Genomic DNA, 21,633 nt, shown 5'->3' with positions numbered 1-21,633 from the left:
GCCGACGATCGTGCGGCCGGACCCTCCAGATCCGCAAACCTTCTTGCCGCTATGGCAAACTGTTCGTATGGCTGAACCCGACGACGACCTGGACACCGCCCTCACCGCGGTCGGCCCCCGGCTGCGCGAGCTGCGCCGCCGGCGCGAGTCGACGCTCGCCGAGCTGTCGGCGGCCACCGGCATCTCGGTGAGCACCCTGTCCCGGCTGGAGTCCGGCAGCCGCCGCCCCACGCTGGAGCTGCTGCTGCCGCTGGCCCGCGCGCACGGCGTCACCCTCGACGAGCTGGTCGACGCCCCGCCGACCGGCGACCCGCGCATCCACCTGCGCCCGGTCACCCGCAACGGCATGACGATGCTGCCGCTGTCCCGCCGGGCCGGCGGGATCCAGGCGTTCAAGCTGATCCTGCCGGCGGGCAGCGGGCGCCGGGTCCCGGACCCGCGTACGCACGAGGGCTACGAGTGGATGTACGTGATGAGCGGCCGGCTGCGCGTCGTGCTCGGCGAGCACGACCTCGTCCTCGAACCGGGCGAGGCGGCGGAGTTCGACACCCGCGTGCCGCACTGGTTCGGGGCCGCGGACGACGAGCCGGTGGAGTTCCTGAGCCTCTTCGGCGGCCAGGGCGAGCGCGCGCACCTGCGCGCCCGCCCGAAGTCGGCGTCGTAGCGGCGGGGTTGCGGGGACCGCCGGCGGCGGCCGTTGTCAGTCCGGCGCGATAGCTTCCGAGGTATCGCATCCCGCGGCAACCTCGCGAAAGGGGAGCCATGCCCCGCCCTGAGCTACCCCGGACCACGCCCGGCGACGTGCTGGTGGTCTGCACGTACTACAAGCACGGCGAACCCGGCTGGGGCGGGCTGCGGCACCGGATCGAGGGCGGCGCGCTCGTCCCCGACGACGCCCCGGTCCGGTTGCGCCCCGTCGCCGACGCCGGCTGGGACCACCTGCACGGTGGACAGCTGCCCGCGCTTCTCCCGGCCGGCGGGTCGGCCGCGTCCGTCGCCGTCCTGGCGGACATCGGCGCGGGGTTCGGGTGGCCGCTGCTGGTGGATCTCGCCGGGATACCGGGGCGCGGGGTCCGGGTGGACGCCGACCTGCTCGGGGAGGTGCTGACCGGCCTGTCCGACGGGACGCTGGTCTTCGACGACCTGGTCCGCGGCACGGACGTGCGCGGCCGGTACCGGGGCGACGCGGGCCGCCCGGCCTTCCCCACGCCGACCACCCCGCCGCCCCGGCCCTTCCCCGCCCTGCCCGCGGCGCACGTCGAGACCACCCTGCTGGTCCGCACCTGCTTCGAGGACGACGACGGCTGGCGCGCCCTGCTGGCCGAGCTGGGCGGGACCGACGAGCAGGGGTGGGTCGGCGCGGACCTCGACCCGGACGACATCGACGTGGACGACTACCCGCTGACGGCCCTGACCGTGGACGACCCCGCCTACGCGGGCCTGCCGCCCGGCGCCGTCCCCGCCCTGGTCCCGTCCGGCGAGCACACCGTGCTCGTCCTGCTGGCCGACGCCGGCACCTTCGCCGGGCCCGGCCGGCCGCTGGTCGCCGTCGACCTCCGCAGCGCCCCGGGGCACATCGCCGTCGTGCCGTCCCGCCTGGCCGGTTCCATGGCCTGCAACCTGGAGATAGCCAACATGGACTTCCACGACTGGGTCGTCGCGGCGGACGTGCGGCCGTGGTGGGAGGAGGAGGCGTAGGCGCGACGCGGGCGGTCGGCCGGGACGACTAGGACTGCTCGGCGAGGAACGTCTGCAGGACGGCGGTCAGTTCGGCCGGGGCGTCTTCCTGTACGAGATGTCCCGCGCCCTCGAACAGCTCCAGCCGGGCGCCGGGGATGAGACCGGCCAGCTCGTGCGCCTTGGCGACCGGGATCCATGTGTCGTCCGTGCCCCAGCAGACGAGCGTGGGCAGGCCGACCTCGCCGTAGCGGGGCTGGATCTCGTCGGTGTACCGCTGGTCGGCCTGGGCGATCTGGCGGTAGAACGCCGGCCGCCCGGCGTCGTCCGTCCACGGCGCGACGAGGGCGTCGAGGACGGCGGGGTGCAGGCCGGGCCCGCCGGTGGTGCCGATGTACTCGCGGACCAGCGCGGCGTGCAGCGCCGCCGGGAGCTGCTCGAAGACGGGCGCGTGGTCCCGTACGAGCCGGAAGAACGGCGACCCCCAGGGGGCGAGCGCGACGGGGTCGACGAGGGCCAGCGCGCGGTACGCGGCGCCGTGCAGCAGGTGCGCGCGCAGCGCGACGGCACCGCCGAAGTCGTGCGCGACGACCAGCGGCTCGTCCAGCCCCCAGTGGCCGAGCAGCTCGGCGAAGGTCTGCCCCTGCGCGCCGAGCGAGACGTCCTGCCCGGCGCGCTTCTCCGACCGCCCGTAGCCGGGCATGTCCCAGACGTAGACCTCGCGCCCGCGCGCCAGCGCGCGGGCGACGGCGCGCCAGGTGTACGAGGACCACGGCGTCCCGTGCAGCAGCACCACCGGCCGCCCTCCGGAGCCGTCCCCGCCCGGGCCGAGCCGCTCCCAGCGGACCTCCCCGGCGGAGCCGGCGAAGGTCCGCGTCAACTCCCAGTCGCTCATGACGATCAGCGTACGGGAGGGCCCCCGCGTGCTCCCTCAGGCGCCTGCGCGGCCGAGGTGGAAGACGGCGATCTCCACCACCTCGTCCTTGATCTCGTACCAGACGCGGTAACGGCCCACCCGGAGCCGGTGCAGGTTCTCGCCGTACGAGAGTGACCCCGGCGGCCGGGGGTCGGAGGCGAGGGCGTCGGTGGCGTCGAAGACGGCCAGGACGCCCTCCCGGTCCTCCTTCGCGTAGAGCTGCGCGGCGGCCAGGGCCTTCGGCTCCCAGGCGACGTTCACTCGTCGAAGACCCGGCGGCGGGCTTCGGCGGCGGGCACCGTGTCGCCGGTCTGCCCCAGCGCGCGGCGCAGCTTGTACTCCAGGACCGCGTTGGCTTCCTCCAGGTCCGCCAGTTCATCGGCGTTGATCAGCACGGCGGCGGGCTGTCCGTGGTCGGTGATGGTGATGCGCTCCCGGCTGTGGGAGGCCCGGCGCACGAGTTGCCCGAAGCGGTTGCGGCCCTCTGTCACCGTATGCGTCACTGACATGGCGCCAAGTGTACACTCACCTGCTGCTTTCAGCGGCTCAGAGGCGTTCCGGGGTGCGGATGCCGAGCAGGTCCATGCCGGTGTGGAGGGTCCGGGCGGTCAGGTCGGCGAGGAAGAGGCGGTTCTCGACCTGGGCGGGGGTGTCCGCCTTCAGCACCGGGCAGTGCTCGTAGAAGGTCGTGAAGAGCGACGCGAGCTGGTACAGGTACGCCGCCACCTTGTGCGGCGCGTGCTCCTCCGCCGCCTCCGCGACCACCGCCGCGAAGCCGTCCGCGTGCAGCCCCAGCGCCCGCTCCGCGGGCTCCAGCGCCAGCTCCGGGTGCGGCACCGGGCGGGCGTCGGAGCCGGCCCGGCGGAGGATGGAGCGGATCCGGGCGTACGCGTACTGGAGGTAGACCGACGTGTCGCCGTTGAGGGACACCATCTGGTCGAGGTCGAACTTGTAGTCCCGGGCCGCGGACGTCGACAGGTCGGCGTACTTCACCGCGCCGATGCCCACCTGCGTGCCGCGCTCCGCGATCTCCGCCTCCGTCAGCGGCGGCACCGCCTTGTCGGCCTTCTCCCGCACGACCGCCGACGCCCGGTCGATCGCCTCGTCGAGCAGGTCCTCCAGCCGCACCGTCGTGCCCGCCCGGGTCTTGAACGGCTTGCCGTCCTTGCCCAGCACCGTGCCGAAGGCCAGCTGGACCGCCGTCACGCCGTCGTCCAGCCAGCCCATCCGGCGGGCCGTCTCGAAGACCATCCGGAAGTGCAGCGACTGCCGGTGGTCCACGACGTACAGGAGCGTCTGCGCCTTGAGGTTGAACACCCGGTCGCGGATCGCGGACAGGTCGGTGGCCGCGTAGCCGTAGCCGCCGTCGGACTTGCGGACGATCAGCGGGACGGGCTGGCCGTCCTGGCCCTTGATGTCGTCGAAGAACACGCACAGCGCGCCCTCGGAGTCGACCGCGACGCCCGCGTCCGCCAGCAGCGCGCAGGTCTCGTCCAGCATGTCGTTGTAGCCGGACTCGCCGACGATGTCGGCGTCCCTGACCTCCATGTCGAGCTTGTCGAAGACGGAGAAGAAGTACAGCTTCGACTCGTCCACGAACCGCTGCCACAGCGCCCGCGTCTCCGGGTCGCCCGACTGCAGCGCGACGACCCGCCGCCGGGCCCGCTCCTTGAAGGCGTCGTCGGCGTCGAAGACGGCCCGGGCGGCCTTGTAGAGCCGGTTGAGGTTCGACGCGGCCTCCTCGCCGGAGGCGGGGCCCCCGGCGGCGCCGTGGTCCAGCTCGTGCGGGTGCTCGTCGAGGTACTGGATGAGCATGCCGAACTGCGTGCCCCAGTCGCCGATGTGGTGCCGCCGGACCACGGTCTCGCCGGTGAACTCCAGCAGCCGTACGAGGGAGTCGCCGATGACCGCCGACCGCAGGTGGCCGACGTGCATCTCCTTCGCGACGTTCGGCTGGGCGTAGTCGATGACCGTGGTGCCCGGGGCGTCCGCGTACGGCACGCCGAGGCGGTCGTCCGCGGCCCGGGCGGCGAGGTTCGACGTGATCGCCGCGTCCGTCACCGTGATGTTGAGGAAGCCGGGCCCCGAGACCTCGACCTCCGCGAGCAGGTCGCCGCCGTCGACCTGCGCCGCGACCCGGCCGGCCAGCTCCCGCGGCTTGGCCTTCAGCTCCTTGGCCAGCGCCAGCATCCCGTTGGCCTGGAAGTCCGCCCGGTCGCTTCGGCGCAGCATGGGGTCTCCCCAGCCCGCAGGGCGAGGGGACGGGTCGGCGGACGACCCCTCGGGCAGGGCCACCGCGAGGGCGTCCGAGACCCGCTGCCGGACCTGGGTGGCGAGGGACGGGACTGAGGCCATGTTCGTGATCGCCGCTTCCTGACGGAGGGGTGGGATGGACCCTCAGTATCCCATGCAGGAGCAAGCCGTTTTGTTTGGGAGAATGGCCCCGCAAGCGCTGAAGAGAGAGGAAGTCTGGACTGTGGGTGCCACCGCCGAGGCCGCCGACTGGGTCTCCCGTTTCGCCGACGAGGTCATCGCCGAGGCGGAGCGTCGCGCCCCCGGCAAACCGGTGGTCTGCGCCTCCGGCCTGTCCCCCTCCGGCCCCATCCACCTCGGCAACCTGCGCGAGGTGATGACCCCGCACCTGGTCGCCGACGAGATCCGCCGCCGCGGCGTCCCCTGCGAGCACCTCATCTCCTGGGACGACTACGACCGCTTCCGCAAGGTCCCCGTCGGCGTCGAGGGCGTCGACGAGTCCTGGGCCGAGCACATCGGCAAGCCACTGACCTCCGTGCCCGCGCCCGCGGGCAGCCCGCACGGCAGCTGGGCCGCGCACTTCAAGGCGGCCATGGAGGGCGCGCTCGCCGAGATGGGCGTGACGTACCGGGGCATCAGCCAGACGGAGATGTACACCTCGGGCACGTACCGCGAGCAGATCCTCTTCGCGATGCGGCACCGCGCGGACATCGACGCCGTCCTCGCCGAGTTCCGCACGAAGCCGAAGCAGCAGAAGAAGCAGCAGCAGAAGCCGGTGGACGAGGCCGAGCTGGCGGCGGCCGAGGGCTCCGGCGCCGCCGACGAGGACGACGGCCTGACCGCCGGCGGCGCCTACTACCCGTACAAGCCGTACTGCGCGGTCTGCGAGCGCGACCTGACGACCGTCACCGCGTACGACGACGAGACCACCGAGCTGACCTACACCTGCGCCTGCGGCCACGGCGAGACCGTGCGCCTCGCCGAGTACGACCGCGGCAAGCTGGTCTGGAAGGTCGACTGGCCGATGCGCTGGGCGTACGAGGGCGTGGTCTTCGAGCCCTCCGGCGTCGACCACCACTCGCCCGGCTCCTCCTGGAACGTCGGCGGCCAGCTCGTCGGCATCTTCGGCTGGGAGCGGCCCATCGGCCCGATGTACGCCTTCGTCGGCATCAGCGGCATGGCGAAGATGTCGTCCTCGAAGGGCGGCGTGCCCACGCCCGCCGAGGCGCTGGAGATCATGGAGCCGATGCTGCTGCGCTGGCTGTACGCGCGCCGCCGGCCGAACCAGTCCTTCAAGGTCGCCTTCGACCAGGAGATCCAGCGGACGTACGACGAGTGGGACGCCCTCGTCCGCAAGGTCGGCGCCGGCGCGGCGCAGCCGGGCGACGTCGCCGCGTACGAGCGCGCCGCCGGCACCGCCGCGGGGCCGCTGCCCGCGACGCCGCGCCCGCTGCCGTACCGGATGCTCGCCTCCGTGACCGACGTCACCGCCGGCGACGACGAGCAGACCCTGCGCATCCTCGCCGAGGCCGACCCGGAACGCCCGCTGACGTCGCTGGCCGACGTGCGGCCCCGGCTGGACAAGGCGGAGCGCTGGATCACCACGCACGTCCCGGCGGACCAGCGCACCCAGGTGCGCAAGGACGCGGACGCGGAGCTGCTGGGGTCGCTGGGCGCGGACGAGCGGGAGCTGCTGCGGCTGCTGCTGGACGGGCTCGACGGGCACTGGTCGCTGGACGGGCTGACGACCCTGCTGTACGGGGTGCCGAAGCTGCGCGCCGGGCTGCCCGCGGACGCGAAGCCGACGCCGGAGCTGAAGACGGAGCAGCGGGCGTTCTTCGCGCTGCTGTACCGGCTGCTGGTGGGCCGCGACACCGGGCCGCGGCTGCCGACGCTGCTGCTGGCGGTGGGCCAGGAGCGGGTACGGGAGCTGCTGGGCGGCTGACGCCGGCCGTCAGGCGGTGCCCATGCCCTGGTTGTAGCGTTCGCGCAGCTCGGGCAGGTAGGTACGGAGGTAGCGCTCGCTGAGCGCGGTGCCGTCCGCGTACCGCACGCCGTGGACGTCGCGCAGGTAGCGGCCGAACGGGCGCGGGGAGGGGAAGCGGCCCTCGTCCAGCACGAACTGGCGGTAGAAGCCGAAGAGGGCGTCGTCGTACGGGATGCCGTCCGGCAGGCCGACGACCTCGTCGGGGTCGTCGGCGGCCGCCGCGGCCGCCGACGGCGGCGGCTCGGGCCGCGGCCAGGGCTCCGGCTCCGGTTCGGGCTCCGGTTCCGGCGCCGGGGGCGGCGGGGCGACGAAGGACGGCGGCTGCGGCGCGGAGCGCGGGTGGCCGTTGACGGCGGCCGAGGCGGCGGGGGCGCGCAGGTCGCGGCGGGGGGCGGGGCCCGGGATGGTGGCGACGGGCTCCGGCGCGGGCAGCGGCTCGGGCTCCGGTACGGGGCCGGGGGCCGGGGCGGGCGCGGCGGCGGCCTGCGGCGCGGTGGCGGTTGCCGGGCCCGGCGGGGCCGCATGAGCGGCCGGGGCCGCCGGGGCTGCATGAGCGGCCGGGGCCGTCTGAGCCGGCTGGGCGGCCGGGGTGGTCTGCGCGGGCTTGGTGAGCTGCGCGGCGGCCGGGGCGTCCGCGGCCGCCCGGCGCGGCTCCAGCTCGGGCTGAGGGGACTGCGCCGGCGGCACCGACTGCGTTGGTCGCGGGCGCAGCGGCTTGTCTATGCCCGCCGCCGCCAGCCCCTCCGGCGCCGTCTCCGCCAGCGGCACCCCGTACTTCGCCAGCTTCAGCGGCATCACCGCCTCCACCGGCGCCCGCCGCCGCCACGCGCGCCCGTACCGGGCGCGCAGCCGGGCGCGGTAGACCATGCGGTCCTGTTCGAGGCGGATGACCTCCTCGTACGACCGCAGCTCCCACAGCTTCATCCGGCGCCACAGCCGGAACGTGGAGGGGAAGGCCAGCAGCCAGCGCGAGATGCGCACGCCCTCCATGTACTTGTCGGCCGTGATGTCCGCGATCCGGCCGATCGCGTGCCGCGCCGCCTCCACCGACACCACGAACAGCACCGGGATGATCGCGTGCATCCCCACGCCCAGCGGGTCCGGCCACGCCGCCGCGCCGTTGAACGCGATCGTCGCCGCCGTCAGCAGCCACGCCGCCTGCCGCAGCAGCGGGAACGGGATGCGTATCCAGGTGAGCAGCAGGTCGAGGGCCAGCAGCACCACGATCCCGGCGTCGATGCCGATGGGGAAGAAGACCGCGAAGTCGCCGAAGCCCTTCTTCTCCGCGAGGTCGCGCACGGCCGCGTAGGACCCGGCGAAGCCGATCGCCGCGATCAGCACCGCGCCGAGGACGACGACGGTGATGAGTACGCGGTGCGTCCGGTTCATGCGTATCGCAGGAGCCCTGTCCACGCGCCGTTCCCTCTCCGCTGGCGATCACCGGTCGCCCCGGACCGGCCCGGGGCCACGCCAGCCTCGCACAGCAGTGCGGGCTTGGTAGGCAGGTCCGGGTATGCGGGTGCGGTCACTTGACCGCGGCCACGGCCTCCTTGGTCGCCTTCTCCGCGTCCTTCAGCAGGTCGTCGGCCTTCGGCTCGTCCGTGCCCTGGAAGCCGGCGCCGTGGTAGTTGACGGTGACGACGACGTTCTCGTGGAGGGCCAGGACCGTCTGCTTGCGGTAGTCCTCCTTGTCCTTGGTCGTCTCCCAGGTGAACTCCGTGGCCTTCTGGCCGAGTCCGGACGCCGCGGAGGACTTCATGCCCTTGGCGTCCTCGGTGTCCTCCACGGCCCGGACCTGCTTGCCGTAGTACTCCGCGGCGCGGTCGGCGCCGCTGCCGATGGCGGGGTCGGAGTCGTAGCGCTGGAAGGAGACGTCCAGCCAGCGCCACTGGTAGCCCTTGAGGCCGTCCCAGGAGCAGCTGCTGCGCTGGGAGGTGTCGGCGGACTTGCCGGCGGTGCCGGCGGTGCTCTTCGCGCCCGGCACGAGGTCCTTGACGGTGTCCTTGGTGAGCGCGTCGCACGCGTCGGGCAGGTCGGCGAACTTCGCCGGTGCGACCTTGGGCTCGCTGGTCTCGGGGGACGGCGCGGCGCTGCTCGCACTGCCGCCGTCGCCGCCGTCGTCGCCGGACGAACAGCCGGCGGTGACGAGTATCACGGGTACGGCCGCGGCGGCCAGTACGCGGGGGATGCGGGTGGTTGAGCGGTGCATGGGTCCTTCATCACTCGGTCGTCGGGCGGGCCCGCGAGCGGGGGTGCACGACGCCCTGGGCCCGGCGCCCCGGAGGGCACCGGCTAGCGAGCGTACCCGCCGCCGCGGACGGCGTACGGGCGGTCGGGGAGGCCGGGCCGTCAGCCGGCGAGCTGGTCCGCGAGCTGGTCGGCGACCTGCTGAGCGCGCTGTTGCAGCTCAGCGCTGTCCGGCGGCTGCGTGGCGGCGGTGTCCCACCGGTCGTACGTGACGGTCACCACGACGTTCGACGTGCGGAACACCACTGTCACCTCGCGGTGCTCGCCGGTGGCGGCGCCGCCGGAGCGGTCGTCGAGGAAGGACTCGTCGCCGATGTCGTCGAGGAGGCGGGGGGCGAGGGTGGAGGTGGGGTCGTCGTCGCCGTCGTCGGAGGAGCCGGAGGAGTCGGAGGAGTCGGGGGAGCCCGGGGCCTCGGGGGAGTCGCCGTCGCCCGCGGCCGTGCCGGTGTCCGAGGGGTCGGAGGCGTTCGCGGTGTCCGTGGCGTCGTCGCCGTTCGTCCCGTCGCCGCTCCCGCCGCCGTCCTCGGCCTCGTGCGTCGCGCCGCCCTTGTCGGGCAGGTCCGGCGCTTCACTCGCCACGTCGACGCCGTGCTCGTCGGCCCGCTCCGCGTAGACCTGCTCCGCCTGCTCGTCGTCGCTGATCTCGTCGTCGTACGACACGATCCGCTCGAACCGCAGCTCCAGCTTGTGCCCGCCCGCGGTGCTCTCCCGCTCCCAGCGGCAGCCCACCAGCCGGTCGGCGTCGTACGTGAGGTCCGGCTTGCCCGCGAGCGCCTCCTCGGCGTCCTCGGTGCCGTCCTCTCCGCTCTCCCCGCTCTCTCCGCTGTCCTCGCTCTCCTCCTCCGTTCCCGGCAGCAGCTCCTCCAGCGTCCCGGTGCTCAGCGCCGTGCACGGCTCGGGGAGGGTGCTGTACTTCCCGGAGGGCGCGGGTGCGGAGCTGGCGTCGGCGCTGCCGGACTGGCTGTCGACGGCCCCGGTGGTCTCGTCGGAGCCGGTGCAGCCGGCCAGCGCGACCGCGAGCACGGCGGCCGTGGCGGCGGCCTGCGCGAGTGCCCTTCGCTGCACGGGAGAAGGCTCCTTCCGACTGCGGAACATGGTGCCGTCCGGACACGGCGGACGACCACCATGTTTATCGCACGTCCTGCCGGTTCGTCCGGTCGGGTGTCCGGGGTGGGGCGGTTGACCCCGTTATCTTCGCGCACGCGCGCCCCGGACGGGAGGCCGCCCGCCTCAGCGCGGATCGCTGCCGGGCAGGTTCCAGCCGAGGAGCACGGGCCGGTCGTGCTCCGTACCGAGGACCGACAGCGTGGCCGTCTCCAGCCGGTACAGGGCGCCCGCGGCCGGGTGCTGGCCCAGCCGGCGGGCGGTGAGGACGCGCAGCACGTGGCCGTGGGCGACGAGCAGCACGTCGCTCTCCGCGCCGCCCGGACCACCCGCGCCGCCCCCGCCGCCCGCGCCGCCCGTGGCGCGCAGCGCCTCGTCGGCGACGGCCAGCACCTCGTCGCAGCGGTGGCCCACGGCCGCCAGCGTCTCGCCGGGGTGGCCGGGGGCGCCCGCGGGCACGCCGTCGTGCCACAGGTCCCAGCCGGGGCGGTCGGCGCGGATCTCCGGGGTGGTCAGGCCCTCGTAGCCGCCGTAGTCCCACTCCTGCAGCCGCGGCTCCAGCACGATGCCGCGGCGCCCTGGCAGCGCCAGCTCCGCCGTGCGGACGGCGCGCGCCAGCGGGCTGCACAGCACGGTGGCGATCCGGCGCCCCGCGAGCAGCGGGACGAGCGCGCGGGCCTGTTCCTCGCCGGTCTTGGTCAGCGGCAGGTCCGTACGTCCGGTGTGCCGGCCGGTGCGGCTCCACTCGGTCTCGCCGTGCCGTACGAGCAGCAGGTCACCCATGGGCGGGCTCTCCTTCCGCCGCCGCGGCGTCGAGGGCCTCGTCGAGCGTCAGCGCGGCGGTGATGAGCGCGAGGTGGGTGAACGCCTGCGGGAAGTTGCCGAGTTGCTCGCCGGTGGGGCCGATCTCCTCGGCGAACAGGCCGACGTGGTTGGCGTACGTGAGCATTTTGTCAAACGCGTAGCGCGCCCGGTCCACCTGCCCCGCGCCGGCGAGGGCGGACACGTACAGGAAGCTGCACAGCGAGAACGTGCCCTCGCTGCCGCGCAGCCCGTCGGGGCTGGCGGACGGGTCGTAGCGGTGGACGAGGCTGTCGGTGACCAGCTCGGCCTCCATCGCCCGCAGCGTCGACAGCCAGCGCCGCTCGTGCGGCGCGAGGAAGCCGACGAGCGGCATCAGCAGCAGCGAGGCGTCGAGCACGTCCGCGTCGTAGTGCTGGACGAACGCCTGCCGCTCCTCGCTCCAGCCGCGCTCCAGCACCTGAAGGAAGATCGCGTCGCGGGTGGCGGTCCAGCGCGGGACGTCGGCGGGGCGGGCCAGCTCGGTGGCCATGCGGATGCCGCGTTCGAAGGCCACCCAGCACATCAGCCGGCTGTACGTGAAGTCCTTGCGCCCGCCGCGGGTCTCCCAGATGCCCTCGTCGGGGCGGTCCCAGTGGTCGGCGAGCCAGTCGAGGACGGCGGCGAGGCGGAGCCAGGCGTCGTAGCCGGCGTGGCCGCCGGCGTCGCGGGTCTGGGCGAGGGCGTCGACGGCCTCGCCGTAGATGTCGAGCTGGAGCTGGTCGGCGGCGGCGTTGCCGGCGCGGACGGGGGCGGAGCGGCGGTAGCCCTCCCAGTGGGGGAGGGTCTCCTCGGGCAGGCGGGGGTCGCCGTCGACGCGGTAGAGGGTCTGGAGGGGCTCGCCGGTGACGGTGCCGGCGCTGCCGGCACCGTCACCGGCGGTGTCCGGCGCCGGGTCGCCGGCGGCGAGGCGGTCGCCGAGCCAGCGGCGGAAGGCGTCCGCCTCCGCGACGTGGCCGAGGTCGACCAGGGCGCGTACGGACAGGGAGGCGTCGCGGATCCAGGTGTAGCGGTAGTCCCAGTTGCGCTCGCCGCCGATCTGCTCCGGCAGCCCCATCGTGGCGGCGGCCACGGGCGCGCCGGTCGGGGCGTACGTCAGCAGCTTCAGCGTGATCGCGGAGCGGGTGACCACCTCGCGCCAGCGGCCCCGGTAGGTGGATCGGGCCGTCCAGCGGTGCCAGTACGTCCGTACGGCGGTCAGCTCGCGGTGCACCCCCTGCTCGTACGCGGCCGGCGGCGGCTCGGCGCCCGGGGCGCAGACGGTGAACACCGCGGCCGCCGACCGCCCCGGCGCCAGATCCAGCACGGCGCGCACGTCCTCGCCGTCGCGGGTCAGCGTGGCGTCCGGGCCGAGGAGCTGGAGGTGGCCGTCGGCGGTGGCGGAGCGGAAGCGGGCGGTGCCGCCGTCGAGTTCGAGCCGGTGCGGGTCCCGGCCGTAGTCGAAGCGGGGGCTGCAGTCGAGCGTGAAGCGCATCCGGCCGCGCAGGGCCCGCACCAGCCGGATCAGCCGGTGGGTGTCCGTCGCCTGCTCCGGCCGGTCCACCGGCATGAAGTCCAGCACCTCCCCGATGCCCTCGGTGGACAGGAAGCGGGTCACGAGGACGGCGGTGCCGGGCAGGTAGAGCTGGCGCGGGACGGCGTCGGGGACGTCGGCGGTGAGCGCGAAACGCCCGCCGCGCTCGTGGTCGAGGAGCGCGCCGAACACGCTGGGCGAGTCGATGCGCGGCGCGCACAGCCAGTCGACCACGCCGTCGGCGGAGACCAGCGCGACGGTCTGCAGGTCCCCGACGATGCCGTGGTCCGCGATCGGCGGATACGGGCCCGGAGGCACGGCGGCACTTCCTTCCCCTGGCGGCTGGCGATACGACGACTCTCCCGCGCCGCGCGCGCGACGGCCGCCGCGGCGCGGCCGTTCGGGTGCCCGCCCGGGCCGGATCTACAACTCGCGGTGCACCTTGTGGTTCGCGGCCTGCGCGCGGGGGCGCACGACCAGCAGGTCGACGTTGACGTGCGGCGGGCGGGTCACCGCCCAGGTGATGGTGTCCGCCACGTCCTCCGACGTCAGCGGCGCCTTCACGCCCGCGTACACGGCGGCGGCCTTCTCCTCGTCGCCGCGCATCCGGGTCACGGCGAAACCCTCGGTGCGGGTCATGCCGGGGGCGATCTCGATGACGCGCACCGGGCGGCCGTTCAGCTCCAGCCGCAGGGTGGCCGCGACGCTGTGCTCCGCGAACTTCGCGGCGACGTAGCCGCCCCCGCCCTCGTACACGGCGTGGCCGGCGGTGGAGGTGACGATGACGACGGTGCCGTCGCCGGAGGCGACGAGGGCGGGCAGGAGGGCCTGGGTGAGGTGGAGCGTGCCGATGACGTTCACCTCGTACATCGCCCGCCAGTCGGCCGGGTCACCGGCCTCGACCTGCTCGGTGCCCAGCGCCCCGCCGGCGTTGTTGACGAGCACGTCGACGGAGGGGAAGGCGTCGAGGGAGGCGGCGAAGGCGTCGACGGCGGCGCGGTCGGTGACGTCCAGGGCGTACGCGGTCGCGGCGTGCCCGGCGGCGGTCAGCTCGGCGGCGAGCGCCTCGATGCGGTCCTTGCGGCGGGCGGTGAGGACGACGTGGTGGCCGGCGGCGGCGAGCTGGCGGGCGGTGGCGGCGCCGATGCCGCTGCTCGCGCCGGTGACGACTGCGGTAGGCATGGAGCCCAGGATAAGCAGGTGGGCGGGGGTGGTGGGGCCGGCGGGGGGCGACGAGCGCGCGGGCCCCGCGTCCGGCGTGTGCGGGCGGCGATGAGTTTTCGTGCATCGCGCAGTCAGTACGGGTAAGCGGATGCGGCGAAGGCGACCGGAGAGGGGCGGAGCGGCGATGGCTACGGCGAACACGGCGGCGGAGGAGGACTTCCTCCGGTTGTCCGACCCCTACCGGCGCGAGCTGCTCGCGCACTGTTACCGCATGCTCGGCTCGGTGCACGACGCCGAGGACCTGGTGCAGGAGACGTACCTGCGCGCCTGGCGGGCGTACGGGAACTTCGAGGGCCGCTCCTCGCTGCGCACCTGGCTGCACACCATCGCCACCCGCGCCTGCCTCACCGCCCTGGAGGGCCGCCGGCGCCGTCCCCTGCCCACCGGCCTCGGCGGCCCCGGCGACGACCCGGCCGGGCAGCTCGCCGAGCGGCCCGAGGTGCCGTGGCTGGAGCCGGTGCCGGACGCGCTGGTGGAGCCGGCGGAGACGGACCCGGCGGCGGTCGTGGGGGCGCGGGAGTCCGTGCGGCTCGCGTTCGTCGCCGCGTTGCAGCACCTGCCGCCGCGGCAGCGCGCGGTGCTGCTGCTGCGCGACGTGCTGCGCTGGAAGGCCGCCGAGGTCGCGGAGCTGCTGGACACGTCCACCGCGTCCGTGAACAGCGCGCTCCAGCGCGCCCGCGCGCAGCTGGAGAAGGCCGCGCCGAGCGAGGAGTCGGTCGCCGAGCCGGACGACGCGGCGCGGCGGGAGCTGCTGGACCGGTACGTCGACGCGTTCGTCACCAAGGACGTGCGGGAGATCGTGCGTCTCTTCACCGAGGACGTGGTCTGGGAGATGCCGCCGTTCCCCGCGTGGTTCCGCGGGCCGGAGAAGGTGGCGACGCTCACCACCGTGCAGTGCCCGTACGCGCCCGGTGAGGCGCGTCTGCTGCCGGTGGGCCTCAACGGGCAGCCGGGCTTCGCGCTCTACACCCGTGGCCCGGACGGCGCCTACGGCGTCTACCGTCCGTTCGCGCTGCACGTGCTGACGGTCGCGCCCGAAGGCCGCGCCGTCTCGCACGTCGGCTGCTTCTTCGACACCTCGCTCTTCGCCGCGGCCGGTCTGCCGGCGGCCCTGACGGACGGGGGCGCCCGATGAGGCCCGACGGGACCGCGCCCCCGGCGCTGCGCGGCGGTGTGGCGCTGCTGGAGCGCTCGGTGACGTACGCCCTGGGCGTGCTGCACCCCATCGGCCCCGGCGACCTGCGGCGGCCGACGCCGTGCGCGCGGTGGGACCTCGGGCAGCTCCTCGCGCACGTCGGCGACTCCATGGCGGCGCTCAACGAGGCCGCGGACACCGGCCACGTCGCGCTCAAGCCGCAGGCCGCGTACAGCCTCGCCGACCCGGTCGGGGCGGTGCGGGACCGGGCCCGGCGGCTGCTCGGCGCGTGGGCGGCGGTGCGGCGGCGGGAGCTGGTGACGGTCGGCCGGCTGCCGCTGGCGGCGGCGGTGGTGACCTGTACGGGCGCGCTGGAGCTGGCGGTGCACGGCTGGGACCTGGCCCGCGCCAGCGGGCAGCCGGAGCCGGTGCCGGCGGCGCTGGCGGAGGAGCTGCTGGAGCTGGCGCCGCTGTTCGTGGCGGCGGAGGACCGGCCGGTGCGGTTCGCGGAGGTGCGGTGGGTGCGGGAGGAGGCGGGGCCGGGGGAGCGGCTGGTGGCCTATCTGGGGCGGCGGCCGGACTGGGCGGGCTGGGCGGGCTGAGGGGCGTACGGGCAGGGGGCGCGGGGCCGGTCGTGGCCCCCGGCGCGCCCCCTGCCGGTGCCGTACGCGGTACGGGCCCGCCGCCGGGCCCCGCGCCGTCAGCCCGCCGTGCCGCCCGCGTACCGCGACGGCGGCGCGCCCACCGTCGCGGTGAAGTCCCGCGTCAGGTGCGCCTGGTCCGCGTACCCCAGGTCCGCCGCCAGCGCCGCGAGGTCCAGCGCCGCGCCCGCGTCCGCCCGCGCCGCCGCCTCCTGCAACCGGGCCCGCCGCAGCACCCACTTCGGGCTCGCCCCGACGTACTCCGCGAACAGCCGCTGCAACCGCCGTACGGACATCCCCGCCTGCGCCGCCACCTGGTCCACCCGCAGCAGCCCCGGCTCCGCCGCGATCCGCGCCACCGCGGCCGCCGCCTCCTCGGCGGCGGGCTCCGGCGCGGCCGGCAGCAGCGGCCGCAGGAACTCCTCCGCCCGGGCGCACATCTCCGCCGCGTCCGCCGCCGCCAGCACCGCCCGGCCCACCTCCGCCACGCCGGGCCCGAACAGCTCGGCCGCCGGCACCCGCCGGTCCGCCAGCTCCACGACCGGCCCCGGCGCCAGCGCCCGGAAGCCGCCGGGCCGGAACCGCACCCCGAGCACCTGCCCGGCGCCCGCCAGCCGCCGGACGAACAGGTCGCGCTGCACCCCGTACACGAGCGGCTCGGGCTCCTCGAAGACCAGGTGCAGGGTGGGGTGGGTGAGCACCTGCGTGTCGTACGTCTCCGTGCCCGGCAGCCGCCAGCGCACGTGCCAGTACCACTCGACGAACGGCGCCGCCGCCGCGCCGGGCGCGCGGCGGTCGAGCGAGGCGAGGCGGGCGTGCTCGCCGGGGTGCAGCACGCCGTGCGCGTCGTCGAAACCGGAGCCGGGTGCGGGCATACGCGCAGCGTAGCTGTCGCGTTTGTTCAAGACCCGCCGCGCCGCCCCGCCGTACGTTCGCCCGTATGAGCAGCGAGAACAGCCAGAGCACCGAGAACGCAGCCGTGTACGCCGTGATGAAGGAGTGCGCCGAGGAGGCGGCCCGTATCGCCCGCGGCGTGCGGCCGGAGCAGCTCGGCGGGCCGACGCCCTGCGCGGACTGGGACGTACGCGCCCTCGTCAACCACTGGGTCGCCTTCACCTCCCACGGCCTGGAGCACCGCGCCCACCGCACCGCGCTCCCCGACGACCTGCCGAAGCGCGACTTCGCCGCCGAGCCCGGCTGGGCGGACGCGTACGCCGCGCAGCTCGACCGGGCCCTCGCCGCCTGGGCGGCGCCCGCGGCCTGGGAGGGCGACGTCGACCTGGGCTTCCTGTCGATGGCGGCGCCGGAGGTGGCCGCGGTGATCGCCAAGGAGATGGCGGTGCACGGCTGGGACGTGGCGCGCGCCACCGGGCAGGAGTACCGGGCCTCGGCGGGGGTGGCGGCGCTGGTGCTGCGGGTCGCGGAGGACCACGGCGAGATGTACCGGAAGTACGACGGCTTCGCAGACCCCGTGTCCGTACCGGCGGACGCCCCGCCCTTCGACCGCGCGCTGGCCGCGACGGGCCGCGACCCGCGGCAGCCGGCGGGCTGACCCCGGCGCGCTACGCCAGCTCGAAGCCGGTCGTCGCGGGGATGTGGCCCGGCACGGCCTCGTGGCGGTCGCCGACGTTCACGGTGCCGGCCGGCTCGAACATCATGATCGCCGTGCCGGGCGCGGCCACCGGCCGGTGCTCGACGCCGCGCGGCACGGTGAACACCGCGCCCTTCGGCAGCGTGACCGTGCGCTCGCCGTCCTCCTCGCGCAGGCCGATGCGCAGCTCACCCTCGACGACGAGGAAGAACTCGTCGGTGTGCTCGTGCACGTGCCACACATGCTCGCCCTCGGCGTGGGCGATCTTGACGTCGTAGTCGTTGACCCGCGCGACGACGTGCGGACTCCACGGTTCCGCGATGCGCTCCAGCGCGTTCCCGAGGGCGGTGGGCTCGGCGGGGTGGCTGATCACGATGGACTCCTCGCTTCCCTCGCCGCGGGGGCGCGGCGATCTCTCCCCACCCATCCTGCGCGTGACAGGAGCGCGCCGGGAGTGCTACGAATCGCATATGCCGCAAGAATCCTCGCACCCGGATGCGGGCGGAGCGCACCGCGTCGCCATGCTCGTCGACGCCGGCTCGAACCCCTTCGAGATGGGCATCGCCACCGAGCTCTTCGGGCTGCGCCGCCCCGAGCTGGACGTGCCGTGGTACGACTTCACGCTCTGCGCCCCCGCCCCCGACGTGCGCATGCACGACGGCTTCTTCACCCTGAGCGGCGTCCCCGGCCTCGAAGCCGCCGACGCCGCGGACACCGTGATCGTCCCCAACCGCCCCGACGACACGCCGCCCACCGCCCCCGTCGTCGCCGCCATCCGCCGCGCCGCCGCCCGGGGCGCCCGGCTGGTGAGCTTCTGCACCGGCGCGTACGCGCTCGCCGCCGCCGGCGTGCTCGACCACCGCCCGGCGGCGATCCACTGGCGCTGGGCCGACCGCTTCGCCGCCCGCCACCCGGCCGTACGGGTCCGGCGCGACGTGCTCTTCGTCGACGACGGCGACGTGCTCACCGCCGCCGGCAGCGCCGCCGCCCTGGACCTGGGGCTGCACCTGATCCGCCGCGACCACGGCGCCGAGGTGGCCAACCACGTCAGCCGGCGCCTGGTCTTCGCCGCCCACCGCGACGGCGGCCAGCGGCAGTTCATCGAGCGCCCGGTGCCCGAGGTGCCGGACGCCTCGCTCGCCCCGGTGCTGGCCTGGGCGGCGGAGCGCCTCGACCGGCCGCTGACCGTCGCCGACCTGGCCGGGCAGGCGGCCGTCAGCCCCGCCACGCTGCACCGGCGGTTCGTGCGCGAGCTGGGCACGACGCCGCTGGCGTGGCTGACGGGGGAGCGGGTGGCGCTGGCGTGCCGGCTGATCGAGCGCGGCGAGGGGCGGCTGGAGGTGGTGGCGCGGACGAGCGGGCTGGGCACGGCGGCGAACCTGCGGGCGCAGCTGCGGCGGCGTACGGGGCTGAGCCCGTCGGCGTACCGGGACCGCTTCGGCCCGGCGCGGGCGGCGCCCGTGCCGGAGGCGCCCGGCCCCGTACCCGTACCCGGCCCAGCACCCGTGCCCGTACCCGGCCCAGCATCCGTGCCCGTACCCGAAAAAGGGCCGGAACCCGCCGCCTGCTCCTGCTAACCTCCTCCGCATGAAGCGCGCTGTGCAGACGACGACGCCGGACACCGTCCCGGCGCGCTGACCCACGACCCAGCCGAAGCCCCGGGGCGGACCGCCCCGGGGCTTCGCCGTGCGCGCCCCCGCGGGCGGCCCCGCCCCACCGGCCCCCACCGACCCGCGAGGAGCCCACCGTGCAGGACCACCGCCGCCTCGGCCGCGAACTCGACCTCTTCGACACCGACCCCCTCATCGGCGCCGGACTGCCCTACTGGCTGCCCGCCGGCGCCGCCGTGCGGCAGGCGCTGGAGGAGTACGTCGCCGGCCTCGAACACCGCGCCGGCTACCAGCGCGTCTACTCGCCCGTGCTCGGCAAGCGCGAGCTGTACGAGCTGTCCGGCCACTGGGAGCACTACCGCGACGACATGTTCCCGCCCCTGCGCCTCGGCTCCGGCCCCGAGGGCGAGGAGGTCGTGCTCCGCCCCAGCCTGTGCCCCCACCACGCCCTGATCTACCGCGCCCGCGAGCGCAGCTACCGCGACCTGCCGCTGCGCCTGGCCGAGCTGGGCGCCATGTACCGCGCCGAGCTGTCCGGCGTCCTCGGCGGGCTCACCCGCGTACGCGCCATCCAGCTCAACGACGCGCACGTCTTCTGCACCCTGGAGCAGGTCGCCGACGAGGCGCTCGCGGCGCTGCGCATGATCCGCGAGGCGTACGCCGCGATGGGCCTCGACGCCGCCCGCCACCGGCTCTCGCTGCCCGGCCCCGGCGGCAAGTACGTGCGCGACCCCGGGCTGTGGCGGCGGGCGGGCGCGCTGCTGGAGGAGGCGCTCGCGGCGGCGGGCGTCCCGTACGACGCGGAGGAGGGCGAGGCGGCGTTCTACGGGCCGAAGATCGACGTCCAGGTGCGCGACGCGGCGGGCCGCGAGGCGACCCTGTCCACCGTGCAGGTCGACTTCCACCAGCCCGCCCGCTTCGGCCTGGCGTACGTGGGCGCGGACGGCGCCCGGCACCGCCCGGTGATGGTCCACCGGTCCGTCGTCGGCAGCGCGGAGCGGGCGGTGGCGCAGCTGATCGAGGTGCACCAGGGGGCGTTCCCGCCGTGGCTGGCGCCGGTGCAGGCGGTGGTGCTGCCGGTGGGGGAGGCGGAGGTGGCGCCGGCGGCGGCGCTGGTGCGGCGGTGCGTCGAGGCGGGGCTGCGCGCGGAGCTGGCGGGCCCGGAGCGGGGCACCCTGGGCGCGCGGGTACGGGCGGCGCGGCTGGCGCCGTACCAGGCGGTGGTCGGGCCGCGGGAGGCCGCCGGGGGCGAGGCGGCGCTGCGGCTGCGCGACGGGCGGCGGCTCGCGCCGCTGCCGGCGGCCGAGGCGGTGGCGCGGATGGCGGCGGCGGTGGCGGCGCGGCGGCCGGCGCTCTGGCCGGAGGGCGCGTGACCCGGAAGCCGCCCCGGGCCGGTCAGAGCCCGTCGAGGTCGTGCCAGTGCTCCTGCCAGCGCCAGTCGATGGGCTGGTCGGCGCGCTGGTAGCGGATGTCGGTCGACAGGCGGTACGTGTCCGCGGTGTTGTCCAGCGACGCGTGCACCATGTGCGCCGAGTGGACGACCATGTCGCCGGCCGCGTAGTCGGCGAGGAGCCAGCGCGCGTCGTACTCCTCGGCCAGCGCGGGCAGGTCGGCGGTGAGCGAGGCGGCCGGGCGCTTCAGGGTGCCCGCCGCCTCCTCCGCCAGCACGCGCGCGTGGCTGCCCTCCAGGTACACCAGCCCGCCCAGCTCCACCGGGCAGTCGCCGAGCGGGATCCACGAGCTGAGCACCCGGTCCGTACCCTCGCGGAGATAGACGAGGTCGTAGTGCGCCTGCGTGGCCGTGCCGACGCCGGCCTCGCCGGGGCAGGTGTGGCGCAGGATCCTGCGCCGGTGCAGGAACGTCTCGCCGCCGAGGAACCACGCGTACCAGTCCCGGACCGCCGGCTGCGCGCAGAACGCCGCGTACTCGGGGCCCGGCACCACCCGCCCGAACAGCGCCTCGCGCTGCTCCCCGCGGGGCAGCTCCGGGTCGACGTGCGCGAAGTAGAAGCGGCGGAACCCGTGTACGGCGTCGGGGTCGAGCGCTCCCCGCAGCCACAGGTACCCCTGCCGCCGCAGCCGCTCCCACAGCGCCCCGCGGTCCTCCCGCTCGGCGTCGGGCACGGGGCGCAGCGTACCGAGGCGGCGCGGGGACTCGTCGAGGACGTAGCCGTTGGAGGTGGCCATGGCCCCAGGATGGCCCCGGGAGCCACCCCGGGCCAGAGGGCGCCGTCAGGTGCGTTCCTCGACGACTTCCAGATTGACGAACCTGGGCTCGGAGCTGCACAGCTCCCGGAACCGCCGGGCGGCACGCTGCGTCTCCGGCAGGTCACTGTTGGCCATCGCCCGCTCATACGAGGGGAATTCGACGATGTCCACGTAGTGCCCGTTGTTCTCACGGTCCCGGGTGTGCATTTCCCGGGACATCGTGCGCTTTCCTTCCGTTGCCTGCATCCATTCGTCCATGACGCGGCTCAGTTCGCCTTCGTCACGGTCGGTCTCGTATTCGATGAGCTGAACGAACGCCATCGTCCTCAGCCCTCCTTCGCGTAATCCGCCGCCATGCCGCCGGCGAAGTCGTAGAGGACGACCTGTTCGTCCCCGGTGACCCACGCGTCGTGTCCGGGCGGGCAGACGAAGACGTCGCCGGGGCCCACCTCGGACTCCTGACCGCCGTCCATGAGGATGTGCATGCGGCCCTGGACGACGTATCCGTTGTGGTGCACCATGCAGCTCTCGGTACCCGCCAGGGGTTTCACCGACTCCGACCAGCGCCAGCCCGGCTCGAACGTGGCGACGGCGAAGTCGAGACCGCTCAGGTGAACCGCTTCGAGGTGGCCGCGCGGGAAATCGCGCCGCTCATCGGGCTTCTCGACTGTCTTTACTTCCAGCATG

Annotated in this window: 23 protein-coding genes; 8 read left to right on the top strand and 15 right to left on the bottom strand. The window is 75.0% G+C overall.

Translation table 11 applies throughout. The features are described from left to right. Nucleotides 1-67 precede the first annotated feature (67 nt). Entirely contained in the window at nucleotides 68-664 is a 597-nt protein-coding gene (locus ACHZ99_RS10635; protein ID WP_420304217.1) for a helix-turn-helix domain-containing protein, read from the top strand. 98 nt (nucleotides 665-762) lie between these two features. Continuing rightward, a complete protein-coding gene (locus ACHZ99_RS10630; RefSeq protein ID WP_420304216.1) occupies nucleotides 763-1,698 on the top strand; it encodes a DUF6924 domain-containing protein in 936 nt (311 codons plus the stop codon). Between the two features lie 28 nt (nucleotides 1,699-1,726). On the opposite strand, the gene ACHZ99_RS10625 is transcribed toward ACHZ99_RS10630, so the two are convergent. Genes ACHZ99_RS10625 through argS form a run of 4 tightly spaced genes read right to left on the bottom strand, consistent with a single transcriptional unit; the run spans nucleotide 1,727 to nucleotide 4,948 of the window. Then, nucleotides 1,727-2,572 (bottom strand): alpha/beta fold hydrolase, encoded by an 846-nt coding sequence (locus tag ACHZ99_RS10625; RefSeq protein WP_420304215.1) that lies wholly within the window; start codon nucleotides 2,570-2,572, stop codon nucleotides 1,727-1,729. 36 nt (nucleotides 2,573-2,608) lie between these two features. Next, entirely contained in the window at nucleotides 2,609-2,854 is a 246-nt protein-coding gene (locus ACHZ99_RS10620; RefSeq protein WP_420304214.1) for a type II toxin-antitoxin system RelE family toxin, read from the bottom strand. Then, nucleotides 2,851-3,102 (bottom strand): type II toxin-antitoxin system Phd/YefM family antitoxin, encoded by a 252-nt coding sequence (locus tag ACHZ99_RS10615; protein WP_407560382.1) that lies wholly within the window; start codon nucleotides 3,100-3,102, stop codon nucleotides 2,851-2,853. The genes ACHZ99_RS10620 and ACHZ99_RS10615 overlap by 4 nt, the downstream gene beginning before the upstream one ends. 37 nt (nucleotides 3,103-3,139) lie before the next feature. After that, on the bottom strand, nucleotides 3,140-4,948 hold the full coding sequence (gene argS / locus ACHZ99_RS10610) for an arginine--tRNA ligase (protein ID WP_420304213.1): 1,809 nt from the start codon (nucleotides 4,946-4,948) through the stop codon (nucleotides 3,140-3,142). Between the two features lie 82 nt (nucleotides 4,949-5,030). Here argS and lysS point away from each other — a divergent pair, with 82 nt between their 5' ends. After that, nucleotides 5,031-6,791: a lysine--tRNA ligase gene (gene lysS / locus ACHZ99_RS10605; protein WP_420304212.1), complete on the top strand. Its 1,761-nt coding sequence runs from the start codon at nucleotides 5,031-5,033 to the stop codon at nucleotides 6,789-6,791. 9 nt (nucleotides 6,792-6,800) lie between these two features. On the opposite strand, the gene ACHZ99_RS10600 is transcribed toward lysS, so the two are convergent. From ACHZ99_RS10600 to ACHZ99_RS10575, 6 genes are all read right to left on the bottom strand, one after another. Next, nucleotides 6,801-8,222, bottom strand: coding sequence for a DUF2637 domain-containing protein (locus ACHZ99_RS10600; RefSeq protein ID WP_420304678.1), 1,422 nt, complete (start codon nucleotides 8,220-8,222; stop codon nucleotides 6,801-6,803). Nucleotides 8,223-8,358: 136 nt separating this feature from the next. Beyond that, nucleotides 8,359-9,042: a DUF3558 family protein gene (locus ACHZ99_RS10595; RefSeq protein ID WP_420304211.1), complete on the bottom strand. Its 684-nt coding sequence runs from the start codon at nucleotides 9,040-9,042 to the stop codon at nucleotides 8,359-8,361. Between the two features lie 140 nt (nucleotides 9,043-9,182). Further along, entirely contained in the window at nucleotides 9,183-10,145 is a 963-nt protein-coding gene (locus ACHZ99_RS10590) for a hypothetical protein (RefSeq protein ID WP_420304210.1), read from the bottom strand. 165 nt (nucleotides 10,146-10,310) lie between these two features. Continuing rightward, nucleotides 10,311-10,967: a histidine phosphatase family protein gene (locus tag ACHZ99_RS10585; protein WP_420304209.1), complete on the bottom strand. Its 657-nt coding sequence runs from the start codon at nucleotides 10,965-10,967 to the stop codon at nucleotides 10,311-10,313. After that, nucleotides 10,960-12,855: a glycoside hydrolase family 15 protein gene (locus tag ACHZ99_RS10580; RefSeq protein WP_420304208.1), complete on the bottom strand. Its 1,896-nt coding sequence runs from the start codon at nucleotides 12,853-12,855 to the stop codon at nucleotides 10,960-10,962. Before ACHZ99_RS10580 ends, ACHZ99_RS10585 begins: the two co-directional genes overlap by 8 nt. A gap of 105 nt (nucleotides 12,856-12,960) precedes the next feature. Further along, a complete protein-coding gene (locus tag ACHZ99_RS10575; protein WP_420304207.1) occupies nucleotides 12,961-13,719 on the bottom strand; it encodes an SDR family NAD(P)-dependent oxidoreductase in 759 nt (252 codons plus the stop codon). A 166-nt stretch (nucleotides 13,720-13,885) separates the two neighbouring features. On the opposite strand from ACHZ99_RS10575, the gene ACHZ99_RS10570 reads away from it, so the two are divergent. After that, nucleotides 13,886-14,896 carry a sigma-70 family RNA polymerase sigma factor gene (locus tag ACHZ99_RS10570; protein ID WP_420304206.1) on the top strand — a complete coding sequence of 337 codons (1,011 nt, stop codon included), beginning with the start codon at nucleotides 13,886-13,888 and terminating at the stop codon, nucleotides 14,894-14,896. Continuing rightward, nucleotides 14,893-15,498 (top strand): TIGR03086 family metal-binding protein, encoded by a 606-nt coding sequence (locus tag ACHZ99_RS10565; RefSeq protein WP_420304205.1) that lies wholly within the window; start codon nucleotides 14,893-14,895, stop codon nucleotides 15,496-15,498. Before ACHZ99_RS10570 ends, ACHZ99_RS10565 begins: the two co-directional genes overlap by 4 nt. A gap of 98 nt (nucleotides 15,499-15,596) precedes the next feature. On the opposite strand, the gene ACHZ99_RS10560 is transcribed toward ACHZ99_RS10565, so the two are convergent. Further along, nucleotides 15,597-16,412 carry an AraC family transcriptional regulator gene (locus tag ACHZ99_RS10560; RefSeq protein ID WP_420304204.1) on the bottom strand — a complete coding sequence of 272 codons (816 nt, stop codon included), beginning with the start codon at nucleotides 16,410-16,412 and terminating at the stop codon, nucleotides 15,597-15,599. Nucleotides 16,413-16,477: 65 nt separating this feature from the next. On the opposite strand from ACHZ99_RS10560, the gene ACHZ99_RS10555 reads away from it, so the two are divergent. After that, nucleotides 16,478-17,089, top strand: a complete 612-nt coding sequence (locus tag ACHZ99_RS10555; protein ID WP_420304203.1) for a TIGR03086 family metal-binding protein — start codon at nucleotides 16,478-16,480, stop codon at nucleotides 17,087-17,089. A 10-nt stretch (nucleotides 17,090-17,099) separates the two neighbouring features. Here ACHZ99_RS10555 and ACHZ99_RS10550 read toward each other — a convergent pair whose 3' ends face one another. Beyond that, the gene (locus ACHZ99_RS10550; protein ID WP_420304202.1) at nucleotides 17,100-17,501 is read right to left on the bottom strand and encodes a cupin domain-containing protein; all 402 of its coding nucleotides are present in this window, start codon (nucleotides 17,499-17,501) and stop codon (nucleotides 17,100-17,102) included. A 97-nt stretch (nucleotides 17,502-17,598) separates the two neighbouring features. Here ACHZ99_RS10550 and ACHZ99_RS10545 point away from each other — a divergent pair, with 97 nt between their 5' ends. Next, nucleotides 17,599-18,705, top strand: coding sequence for a GlxA family transcriptional regulator (locus ACHZ99_RS10545; protein ID WP_420304201.1), 1,107 nt, complete (start codon nucleotides 17,599-17,601; stop codon nucleotides 18,703-18,705). Nucleotides 18,706-18,875: 170 nt separating this feature from the next. Then, nucleotides 18,876-20,111 (top strand): threonine--tRNA ligase, encoded by a 1,236-nt coding sequence (thrS, locus tag ACHZ99_RS10540; protein WP_420304200.1) that lies wholly within the window; start codon nucleotides 18,876-18,878, stop codon nucleotides 20,109-20,111. 22 nt (nucleotides 20,112-20,133) lie between these two features. Here the strand turns inward: thrS and ACHZ99_RS10535 are convergent, their stop codons facing one another. From ACHZ99_RS10535 to ACHZ99_RS10525, 3 genes are read right to left on the bottom strand one after another with little or no spacing between them, the layout of a single operon-like run. Continuing rightward, nucleotides 20,134-20,925, bottom strand: a complete 792-nt coding sequence (locus ACHZ99_RS10535; RefSeq protein WP_420304199.1) for a phytanoyl-CoA dioxygenase family protein — start codon at nucleotides 20,923-20,925, stop codon at nucleotides 20,134-20,136. Nucleotides 20,926-20,970: 45 nt separating this feature from the next. Next, entirely contained in the window at nucleotides 20,971-21,267 is a 297-nt protein-coding gene (locus ACHZ99_RS10530; RefSeq protein ID WP_420304198.1) for a hypothetical protein, read from the bottom strand. A gap of 5 nt (nucleotides 21,268-21,272) precedes the next feature. After that, complete coding sequence (locus ACHZ99_RS10525; protein WP_420304197.1) at nucleotides 21,273-21,632, bottom strand: cupin domain-containing protein; 360 nt, start codon at nucleotides 21,630-21,632, stop codon at nucleotides 21,273-21,275. Between the last annotated feature and the right edge of the window lies 1 nt (nucleotide 21,633).

Origin of the sequence: Streptomyces sp. MAR4 CNX-425, from assembly GCF_048656465.1 — a bacterium.
Classification (GTDB): domain Bacteria; phylum Actinomycetota; class Actinomycetes; order Streptomycetales; family Streptomycetaceae; genus Streptomyces.
Note: the sequence above shows the minus strand (reverse complement) of the source record. Positions and strands in the feature narration are given on the sequence as shown.